General features: G+C 72.1%; 6 protein-coding genes. 4 read left to right on the top strand and 2 right to left on the bottom strand.

Annotated features, from left to right (window positions below; genetic code table 11):
• A partial coding sequence (locus tag D7X55_RS27540) for a DEAD/DEAH box helicase (RefSeq protein ID WP_233610102.1) occupies positions 1-1235 on the bottom strand: 1235 nt, incomplete at its 3' end.
• A 561-nt stretch (positions 1236-1796) separates the two neighbouring features.
• Between D7X55_RS27540 and D7X55_RS27535 the strand changes: the two genes are divergently transcribed.
• From D7X55_RS27535 to D7X55_RS27520, 4 genes are read left to right on the top strand one after another with little or no spacing between them, the layout of a single operon-like run.
• Positions 1797-3290, top strand: a complete 1494-nt coding sequence (locus tag D7X55_RS27535) for a glucan biosynthesis protein (protein WP_199747165.1) — start codon at positions 1797-1799, stop codon at positions 3288-3290.
• The gene (locus D7X55_RS27530; RefSeq protein ID WP_120551058.1) at positions 3278-3793 is read left to right on the top strand and encodes a hypothetical protein; all 516 of its coding nucleotides are present in this window, start codon (positions 3278-3280) and stop codon (positions 3791-3793) included. The genes D7X55_RS27535 and D7X55_RS27530 overlap by 13 nt, the downstream gene beginning before the upstream one ends.
• Positions 3794-3840: 47 nt before the next feature.
• On the top strand, positions 3841-5865 hold the full coding sequence (gene mdoH, locus D7X55_RS27525; RefSeq protein WP_121724604.1) for a glucans biosynthesis glucosyltransferase MdoH: 2025 nt from the start codon (positions 3841-3843) through the stop codon (positions 5863-5865).
• 42 nt (positions 5866-5907) lie between these two features.
• A complete protein-coding gene (locus D7X55_RS27520; RefSeq protein WP_121724607.1) occupies positions 5908-7530 on the top strand; it encodes a M28 family metallopeptidase in 1623 nt (540 codons plus the stop codon).
• Positions 7531-7537: 7 nt separating this feature from the next.
• On the opposite strand, the gene D7X55_RS27515 is transcribed toward D7X55_RS27520, so the two are convergent.
• Positions 7538-10687 carry an adenylate/guanylate cyclase domain-containing protein gene (locus D7X55_RS27515; protein WP_121724606.1) on the bottom strand — a complete coding sequence of 1050 codons (3150 nt, stop codon included), beginning with the start codon at positions 10685-10687 and terminating at the stop codon, positions 7538-7540.
• Between the last annotated feature and the right edge of the window lie 4 nt (positions 10688-10691).

Raw genomic sequence — 10691 nt, 5'->3', positions numbered from 1 at the left:
CCGCCGCCGCCACCGCCACCGCCGCGCGACTGGCCCCGGCCACCACGGTTCATGGGCGGACGGCTCTCCTCCACGTCACCGGGCAGGGGAGGGGGCAGCTGCGAACGGAAGGCGGCGTCCGCCACCACCGGCACGCTGCGGCGGATGGTGCGCTCGATGTCGCGCAGGTACGCGCGCTCCTCGGAGTCGCAGAAGGACACGGCCTGGCCGCTGGCGCCCGCGCGGCCCGTGCGGCCGATGCGGTGCACGTACTGCTCCGGCACGTTGGGCAGGTCGTAGTTGAACACGTGCGACAGCCCGTCGATGTCGATGCCGCGCGCCGCGATGTCCGTGGCCACCAGCACGCGCAGGGTGCCGGCGCGGAACTCGTCCAGCGCGCGCTCGCGGGCGTTCTGGCTCTTGTTGCCGTGGATGGCGTCCGCGCGCACGCCCGCCGCCGTGAGCTGCTTGGCCACGCGGTTGGCGCCGTGCTTCGTGCGCGTGAACACGAGCGCACGCGGAATCGTCTTCGCGTCCTGGAGCAGGTGCGTGAGCAGCGCGCGCTTCTCCTCGCGCTCCACGAAGTACACCTGCTGGCTCACCGTCTCCGCCGTGCTGGAGGCGGGGGACACCTCCACGCGCACGGGGTCCTTCAGGATGTTGCGCGCCAGGTCCATGATGTCCGGCGGCAGCGTCGCGCTGAAGAACAGCGTCTGGCGCACCTGCGGCAGCACCTTGATGACCCGCCGCACGTCGTGGATGAACCCCATGTCGAGCATGCGGTCCGCCTCGTCCAGGACGAACACCTCCAGCGCGCGCAACGTCACGAAGCCCTGGTCGATGAGATCCAGCAGGCGCCCCGGCGTCGCCACCAGGATGTCCACGCCCTGGCGCAGCGCCTGGACCTGCGGATTCTGGCCCACGCCGCCGAACACGACGGCATGGCGCAGGGGCAGGTTCTTGCCGTAGGTCACGAAGCTGTCGCTCACCTGGCTGGCCAGCTCACGCGTGGGCGTCAGCACCAGGCAGCGCACCGGACGCGCGCCGCCCGCGGGCGCCTTCGCCGACAGGCGCTGGAGGATGGGCAGCGCGAACGCCGCCGTCTTGCCCGTGCCCGTCTGGGCCACGCCCAGCACGTCCTTGCCCGCGAGGGCATGGGGAATCGCCTTCGCCTGGATGGGCGTGGGCGTGGTGTAGCCCTCGGCCTTGACGGCCTTGAGGAGCGAATCAGTCAACAGCAGTTCATCGAAAGTCATGAAATCCCGCATGAGAAGGGTGGGCGCACTCCCCCTCAGTTGGGGGACCGACCGCGCAGCGCGCTCTCCCGCGGAATACGGGGGCGCCTGGCGGTACGCGGTCAGGCCAATCAACGGCCCGAGGCACCTGCGAACGTCTTGGAACCCCTGCGCGTCCGGAACGATTCCCGGTGCCGCCCAGGGCGTGAGCCACACTGCCTGCAATGGGGGGCAATGTCCCGGGAAATCCTTCCCGCCCGCCTGCCCCCCATGCCTGTGGAGATTTCGGACAGGGCTGTTGGCCGCCTGTCCCCATCGTCCACAACCCCCCAATCCAGGCGCCGGCAGCCTCCCTCCAGGCCGCCCTCTCAAGCGAGCGGAATCATTGGAGCGCCAATCATCCGCTCCGGACCCCGGAATGGGCAGGTCCTTGGAATGACTGGGAAAACTCCCAGCACCTGCCGCCTGGCACAACCGTTGCTAGCCTTTGCCGCGTCGCGCCGTACTGGCGTGGGCGGTGGGCCCTGGGAGGAGCGGGACTTGAAGCGGTGGCAGCGACAGACGGTGGGGATGGCCTGGGGGATGGGGCTGTGCGCGGCATCGCTGGCGTGTGCCCAGCAGCCCAAGGCGGGGACGGCGGCGAAGGCCTCGTCCGGGTTCTCCGCGGCGACGGTGGAGGAGAAGGCCCGCGCCCTGGCGGCCAAGCCGTACCAGGAGGCGCCCGTCGGCGTGCCGCCGTCCTTCGAGAAGCTCACCTACGATCAGTACCGGGACATCCGCTTCCGTGACGCCGCCTCGCTGTGGCGCGCGGAGGGGCTGCCCTTCCGGGCGCAGTTCTTCCACCCCGGCTTTTTTTACACCCGCCCGGTGGGCGTGAACGTGGTGGAGGGCGGCAAGGCGCGCCCGGTGCCCTTCTCCACGGATCAGTTCGCCTACGGGCCCCTGGTGGGCAGTCCGCCCAAGGGCAAGGTGAACGGCTTCGCGGGCTTCCGCCTCAACGCGCCGCTCAACACGAAGGACTACTACGACGAGCTGGTGGTCTTCCTGGGCGCCAGCTACTTCCGCGCGCTGGGCAAGGGCAACCTGTACGGCCTGTCCGCGCGCGGGCTCGCCATCGACACGGCGCAGCCGGGGGGCGAGGAGTTCCCCACGTTCCGCGAGTTCTGGCTGGAGACGCCGGCGAAGGGCTCGGACACGGTGGTGGTGCACGCGCTGATGGACAGCCCCAGCGTCACGGGCGCGTACCGCTTCGCCATCCGGCCCGGTGAGCGGACCGTGATGGACGTGGAGTCCACGGTGTTCGTGCGCAAGCCGGTGCGTCAGCTGGGCGTGGCGCCGCTCACCAGCATGTTCCTCTTCGGGGAGAACGACCGGGGCGGCTTCGACGACTTCCGCCCGGAGGTCCACGACTCCGACGGGATTTCCGTATGGATGAAGAACGGCGAGAAGCTCTGGCGCCCCCTGAAGAACCCCAAGCAGATCCAGACGAGCAGCTTCCACACGGACGGGCTCGCGGGCTTCGGCCTGCTGCAGCGCGACCAGGCCTTCAGCAGCTACGAGGACCTGGAGGCGCGCTCCGAGCGCCGCCCCGGCGCCTGGGTGGAGCCGGTGGGTGACTGGGGCGCGGGCTCCGTGCGGCTGGTGGAGCTGCCCACGCGCGAGGAGATCCACGACAACATCGTGGCCTTCTGGGTGCCGGATGCGCCGGTGCAGGCGGGTGCACAGCTTCACTTCGCCTACCGGCTGTCCTGGGGCTTCAACCCCGAGGGCGTGAAGGCCGGCGGTTCCACCGTCGCGGCGACGCGTGTGGCGGCGGGCAGCAAGCCGGGCGCGCGCCGCTTCGTCCTTGATTTCACGAAGGCCAGCACGGAGGGCACCGGCCCGGTGGAGGCGGTCGTCACCGCTTCGCGTGGCCAGGTGCTGCACCCGCGCGCGGAGGTCCACGCCGTCACCGGTGGCTTCCGCGCGGCCTTCGAGCTCATGCCCGACGGAGAAGGCCCCGTCGAGCTGCGCTGCTTCCTCAAACGCGGTTCCGAGACCCTCACCGAGACCTGGAGCTACCTGTGGATTCCGTGACCACGCACCCGTTCATCTCCTTCGCCCCGGCGATGCCGCAGGCGGCTCGTGCGGACACCCAGGCCGCCCTGGTGAACTTCTTCCAGGACTTCGGCTTCACCGGCCGGCAGGACCTGGAGAAGCTGGCGGGCTGGGTCCTGGGCACGCGTGAGCTGACGCTGTCTCCGGAGGCCGCGCTGGCCCTGGCGCGGTGGCGCGTGGAGGGGTGGCTGGCGGAGGTGCTGGGGCCCGCGCACGTGGGGCCGTCCCTGCTGGTGCGCGGCCGGGCCGCGTTCGTGCTGGTGGGCGGCGCGCGCTGGGGCGCGGACGTGCTGATGCGCGCTCCGTCCTCGCTGCCGGACGCGTGGCGCCGCGCGGTGTGTGAAGCAGTGCCCATGTCCGCCCCGGCGGAGGTGCCCTGCCAGATGCGCGAGCAGCAGCTCGTGCTCAATCCCTTCATGGACATGCTGCGCCGCTGGCTGCGTCCGGCCGCCGGCCAGGCCGGCGTGTCGCCGTCGCGCTAGGGCGCGCACCTCACATTCGCGAAGCCGCACGGGAGCCCGGAGTCCGCATGAACGCCCAACCCTACACTCCGGCCCTGGCGCGTCCGCGCCGCGTGATGGTGCTGGGGCTCGCCGCCCTGTCCACCGGGTTCGCCTGCGTGGAGATGCACCGGCTGCTCGCGGCCCACGGCACCACGGTGCCGGAGCTGTTCGTGCTGGGCCTGTTCGCGGTGTGCTTCGCGTGGATCGCCCTGTCATTCTGGAGCGGCGTCGCGGGCTTCATCCAGCGGGTGTCCAACCAGCGGGTGCCGGGGCTGCGCTGGCCCACGGAGGAAGAGACCGCGGAGCCACTCACGCGCCGCACCGCGGTGGTGATGCCCGTCTACAACGAGGACCCGGCCGCCGTGTTCGCGCACGTGCAGGCGACGTATGAGTCCATCGCGGCGACGGGGCAGCTGGACGCGTTCGACTTCTACGTGCTGAGCGACTCCACGAAGGCGGAGTCGTGGGTGGCGGAGGAGCTGGCGTGGTCGGAGCTGTGCCGCCGCGTGGGCGGGCAGGGGCGCATCTTCTACCGCCGCCGCTCCGACAACACGGCCAAGAAGGCGGGCAACCTGGCGGAGTTCTGTGAGCGCTGGGGCCGCCGCTACGACTTCCTCCTGGTGCTGGACGCCGACAGCCTGATGGCGGGCGACAGCGTCGTGAAGATGGCGCGGCTGATGGAGCTCAACCCCGGCGCGGGCATCCTCCAGGTACCGCCGCAGAACGTGGGGCGCTCCACGCTGTTCGCGCGGCTGCAGCAGTTCGCGGGCCGGGTGTATGGCCCCATCGTGGCGGCGGGCGCGGCGGCGTGGCAGCTGGGGGACTCCAACTACTGGGGCCACAACGCCATCCTGCGCATGGCGCCCTTCATCGAGCACTGCGGCCTGCCGGTGCTGCCGGGCCAGCAGCCCTTCGGCGGCCACATCCTCAGCCACGACTTCGTGGAGGCCGCGCTGATGCGCCGCGCGGGCTACACGGTGTGGCTGGTGCCGGAGCTGGGTGGCAGCTACGAGCAGCCGCCGCCGGACCTGCTGGCGTACGCGCAGCGCGACCGCCGCTGGTGCCAGGGCAACCTCCAGCACCTGGGGCTGGTGATGGCGGGCGGCCTGCACCCCATGAGCCGGATGCACTTCCTCATGGGCGTGATGTCCTACGTGGCGTCGCCCCTGTGGCTCATCTTCCTGGTGGCGGGCCTGTTCGCCGCGCTGCACGAGTGGTTCTTCGCTCCCGCGACGTTGATGGAGTTCCAGGCCACGCTGCCGGGCGGGGACGCGTTCGACACGGTGGGCGCGCTGCGGCTGATGGCCCTGTCGCTGGCGCTCCTGTGGATTCCGCGCCTGATGGGCATGGGCCTGGTGCTGGCGGACCGTGAAGAGGCCGCGAACATGGGCGGCCGCTTCAAGCTGGTGCTCAGCGTGATGCTGGAGGGCTTCGTCTCCACGCTGATGGCGCCGGTGATGATGCTCTTCCAGTCGCACTTCGTGTTCGGGACGCTGTTTGGCTACAAGGTGAACTGGTCCAGCCAGCAGCGTGAGGACACGGACCTGCCGTGGCCGGAGGCGCTGCGCCGGCACAAGTGGCACATGGTGATTGGCGTCGTGCTCGCGGTGCTCACGGTCGCGGTGGCGCCGGGCATGCTGGCGTGGCTGTCGCCGGTCATCCTGGGGCTGTGGCTGGCCCCGGCCATCTCCGTCTTCACCTCCCGTGCGTCGCTGGGCCTGTGGCTGCAGCGCCGGGGCCTGCTGCTCATCCCGGAAGAGGTCCAGCCGCCCACCGTGCTGGTGCGCGCGCAGGAGCTGGCGGAGGAGGAGCTGGAGCCGGTGGACGACGCGCTGGACCACGTGCTCACCGACCCTCGGGCGCACGCGCTGCACCTGGCGCTGCTGGAGTCGCACCCGGCGGCGAGCGTCCCCGCGGCGCTGGCCTCCGCGCGGCGCAAGCTGCTGGCGGGCGGCGTGGAGCCGCTGTCCCCGCAGGAGAAATCAGCCGTGCTGCTGGATGCCCGCACCCTTTCGGAGCTTCGCGGCCGGCGGCTGGGCGTGCAGGCCTGATGAGGGTTGCATGACCCGGCCTTGCCCTGGATGCTCCGGGGCATGAACCGGGTCTCATCCGTCGCCGCGCTCGCGCTGTTCGTCTCCTCCGGGGCCTTCGCCGCGGAGCCTCCTGCATCCAAGCCTCCTGTTGGCGAGGACCGCTGGTGGAAGCACGTGGAGGTGCTGGCCAGTGACGCGATGGAGGGGCGCGATACGGGCAGCAAGGGCTACGCGACGGCCGCGGGCTACGTGTCCAAGGAGCTGGCCGCGCTGGGCGTGAAGCCCTTGTTGAAGACAGGCTTCCTCCAGCCCATGGCGCTTCAGTCGCGCCGCCTCATCGAGTCCAGGTCCAGCGTCGCGCTGGTGAAGGACGGCAAGGCGCAGCCGCTGGTGCAGGGCGAGGACGTGGTGCTGTCCTCGCGGCAGGGCGACAACGGCACCGTGGACGCGCCGCTGGTGTTCGTGGGCTATGGCCTGTCCATCCCGGAGCTGGGCTACGACGACTTCGCGGGCCTGGACCTGAAGGGCAAGGCGGTGGTGATGCTCCAGGGCGGGCCGGGGAACATCCCCGGGCCGGTGAAGTCGCACTTCTCTTCGTGGGAAGAGCGGATGAAGGTGCTCAAGGCGGCGGGGGTCGTGGGGGTGGTGTATCTCCAGAACCCGAAGCTGCTGGAGCTGCCCTGGGAGCGCACCGTGGCCTCCGCCAAGAATCCCACGGTGGTGTTCACGGATGCGTCTCTCAACGACTCGCGCGGGATGAAGGTCGCGGTGGTGGTGAACGTCGCGCAGTCGCGGAAGTGGCTGGAGGGCGCGCCGCACACCTACGAGGAGCTGGTGGCGCTGGCCAACGCGGACAAGCCGCTGCCCAGGTTCGACCTCCCGCTGCGCATGAAGGCGAAGCTGGCCTTCGACGTGAAGCCGCTGAAGTCCATGAACGTGGTGGGCGTCATGCCGGGTTCGGATCCGGTGCTCGCGAAGGAGTACGTGGTGCTCAGCGCGCACCTGGACCACGTGGGCGTGGGCGAGCCGGTGAAGGGGGACCGCATCTACAACGGCGCCATGGACAATGCGTCCGGCGTGGCGGCGCTGCTGGAGGTCGCGCGGCAGCTGCATGCGCAGAAGGAGGCGCCGAAGCGCTCGGTGCTGCTCGCGCTGGTGACGGGGGAGGAGAAGGGGCTGCTGGGGTCGAAGTACTTCGCGTCGCGGCCGCCGGTGCCCATCACGTCCATCGTGGCGGACTTCAACCTGGACATGTTCATGCCCCACTGGCCGTTCACGTCGGTGGTGGCGCATGGCAAGGACGAGTCCTCGCTCGCGGTGCCGCTGGCGGAGGTGGCGGCGAAGCTGGACGTGCAGGTGCTCGCGGATCCGGAGCCGGACCGCAACCTGTTCGTGCGCAGCGATCAGTACTCGTTCATCCGCGAGGGCGTGCCCGCGCTGTTCTTCAAGTTCGGCTACACGCCGGGTTCGGAGGAAGAGAAGATCTTCAAGCAGTGGCTGACCGAGCGCTACCACGCGCCGTCGGACGACCTGGCGCAGCAGCCCGTGGACCACGAGGGCGCCGCGCGCTTCATCACGTTCCTCACCGCGCTGACGAACACGGTGGCGGACGCTCCGGGCCGGCCGTACTGGAACGACGACAGCTTCTTCCGCCGCTTCGCGAAGCCGGCCGCGAAGCCGTAGCGAAGCTTCAGGCCTCCGGGTGCGAATCCGTGAGGCCGGGCCAGGCCTCCAGGAAGCGCAGCGCGCCGCGGATGTCGGACGACGACGTCTCACGCGGGGCGTTACGGGCCGCTTCGATGCGGCGGCGGGCCCTGGCCCGGGCCTCGTCGCCCTCGGCGCCTGGCGAGGGCGCGGCGTCGGCTTCAGCCAGGTCGAGCGCGGCGCGGAGCAGGTCCACGAGCTGGAGGAGGGCAGGGTCCTCACGCAGCTCGGGGCTGGCGTCCAGGAGGCCGAAGCCCTCGCGCGCTGCCTTCAGGTCTCCGCGGGCGGCGTCCAGCGCGGCCCGGTGCGCGATGAAGCGCAGGGACTGCCAGCGGGACGCCCGGCCCAGGATGGAGATGGCCTCCGTCAGCGCCGTGCTCGCCTGCTTCCAGTCACCCCGCGCCAGGCACGCCCGGCCCAGCTCCCCCAGCGCCGTGCCCTCCAGCAGGCGTTGCCCCAGGAGCCGGGACAGGCGCACCGCGGACTCCAGGTGCTCGCACGCGTCCGCGATGCCGCCCGCGTCCATCAGGTAGCAGCCCAGGTTGAGCCGCGCGAGCGCCTGGCCCGCGCGGTCCTCCACGCTCAGCGCCCGGCCCAGCGCCTCGCCCAGGAGCATCACGGCCTCGCCGCCGTCGCCCGCCTCGCCGATGGCGACCGCGCAGTTGGTGAGGAAGCCCACCTCGAACGTCACGTCGCCCACCTCGTGGAACAGCGCCAGCGACGCGCGCAGGTGCGGGATGGCCGCCTGGGGCCCGTGGCGCACCTGTTCGACGAGGCCCAGGTTGCCCACCGCGTAGGCCTCCAGCCAGCGGTCGTTTCCGGAGGGCAGCGCCTGCGCGTCGCGCATCAGCGTCCACGCGGCGGCTCCGTCTCCGGCGTGACGCGCGACGATGGACAGGTCCACGAGCACGCGCTTCTCCGAGGCCGCCTCGCCCAGCGTGTGGAAGATGCCGCGCGCCTCCTCCAGCGCCTGGCGCGCGAACTCCGCCTGCCCCGCGTCCAGGTACGCGCGGCCCAGCACCGCGAGCGCCTCCGCGCGCTTCAGCGGCGCCACGGCCACGTGCGACGACGCCTCCAGCGCGCGCTCCAGCCGCCCCACCAGCAGGCCCACCGGCCCGCGCGTGCGCGCATCCGGCTCCAGCACGCCCAGCGTCTCCAGCGCGCGGCCCAGGGACTCCGCGGTCACGGGACGGACGGCCAGCGCGTTGTCGCACGCGGCCAGCAGGTTCTCCCGCTCCAGGGCCAGCCTGCGCAGCGCCGTCGCGCCTCCGGTCTTCTGCACGCGCTCGCGCAGCCGGCCCGCGACCCGGACGTAGGTGTCCGCGTGGCGGGCCTCGCACGCCACCTCGTCGCCCATCTCCTTCAGGCGCAGCGCCGCGTACTCGCGGATGCTCTCGTACAGCCCCAGGCGCAGGAAGCCGCCGGGGGCCCCCTCCTCGCGCGCGCACAGCAGCGACTGCGAGCGCAGCGAGTGCACCACCTCCAGCACGTCCGGCGAGCCCTCCGGCAGCACCAGCACGGCCTCGGCGGCCTCCAGCGTGAAGCCGCCCCGGAACACCGAGCACTGCGCCAGCGCGGCGCGCTCGGCCGGCTCCAGCAGGTTCCAGGACCAGTCGATGGCGCCTCTCAGCGTCGCCTGCCGCGCGGGCGCGTCCCGCCGCCCCACGCGCAGCAGGTCGAAGCGCTTCGACAGCCGCTCGCGCAGCTGCTCCACGCCCAGCACGTTCACGCGCGCGGCGGCCAGCTCGATGGCCAGCGCGATGCCGTCCAGCTGCCGCACGATGTCCGCGACGCGCGGGGCCTCCGCGTCGCTCAGGACGAAGTCGCCGCGCGTCTCCTGGGCCCGCTGCACGAACAGGCGCACCGCGTCCGAGCGCAGGATGGCCTCCCAGCACCGCTCATCCGGCTCCGGCAGGCTCAGCGGGGCCAGGTCCAGCACGCGCTCGCCGGGCAGCCGCAGGGCCTCGCGCGTGGTGACGAGGAAGCGCGCGCGCGGCGCCAGCACCCGCCAGTGCCCCAGCGTCGCGGGCACGTGACGCACCACCTGCTCCACGTTGTCCAGGATGACCAGCACGTCGCCGCACCCCGCGAGCGCGCGCCCCAGCCGCTCCGCGGGCATGCTGCCGTCTCCGTCCGCGGTCAGCGGCACGCCCAGGGCCCGGCCCACCGCGTGGCAGAGGTCCTCCTCCGTCAGCGCCTCCTCCAGGTCGCACCGCCAGACGCCGCCCTCCCACGCGCCCGCGTCGGACTCCAGCGCGCCAAAGTGCGTGGCCAGCCGCGTCTTGCCCATGCCGCCCGGGCCCAGGATGGTGATCAGCCGGGCGCCCTCCGACATCCACTGCCGCAGCGTCTCCAGCTCCTCCGCGCGCCCCACCAGGTCCTGCCGCAGCGCGGGCAGGTTGCCGGGCCGCTCCCGCTGGGCGCGCAGGGGACCGAAGCGCCGGTGCGCGAGCGACGCGGGCAACAGCTCCACCAGGGACACGCAGTCGCTCACGCCGCGCAGGCGGTAGGCCCCCAGGGGGCGCGCGATGGGCATCCCCAGCGACGCGAGCTCCGGCTGGACGCGGGCCCACGCCGCGCCGCTCAGCAGCACCTGTCCGCCGTGTCCCGCGCCCGCGACGCGCGCCGCGATGTTCACCGGCGGCCCCAGGTAGTCCAGCCGGTGCGTGGCCGGATCCAGGCGGTAGTCGGGCTCGCCCACGTGCACGCCCATGCGCACGCGCAGGCCCCGGTGCGTCAGGCCTTCGGGAGCGTGCTCCTGCGCCGCGTCCGGTTCGTCCAGCAGCGCCTCCGGCCAGCTCGCGCTCAAGAGCGCCTCCTGCGCGCGCAGGCACCAGAGCGCGGCCTCCACCGGAGACGCGAAGGCGACCATGAAGGCGTCGCCCTGCGACTTCACCTCGTAGCCGTTGGTGCCGGACAGGAGCGCGCGCAGCACGCCGTCGTGCAGCTCCAGCGCGTCGCGCATGGCCTGGCCACAGCGCTCCCACAGCCGCGTGGACCCCTGGATGTCGGTGAAGACGAGCGCCACCGAACCCATGGGCGGCGGGTGCCGGGCGGGCGGCGGCGGAGCACGAACGGGGGCGCCTTCGTCGGCCGGAGGCGCGACGACCGTGAGTCTTCGGAAGGCCTCTCCCATCTCC

This window comes from Corallococcus sp. AB049A (assembly GCF_003668885.1).
Lineage (GTDB): Bacteria > Myxococcota > Myxococcia > Myxococcales > Myxococcaceae > Corallococcus > Corallococcus interemptor.
The sequence above is the reverse complement of the archived record's forward strand: the minus strand, read 5'-3'. Positions and strand labels throughout refer to the sequence as shown.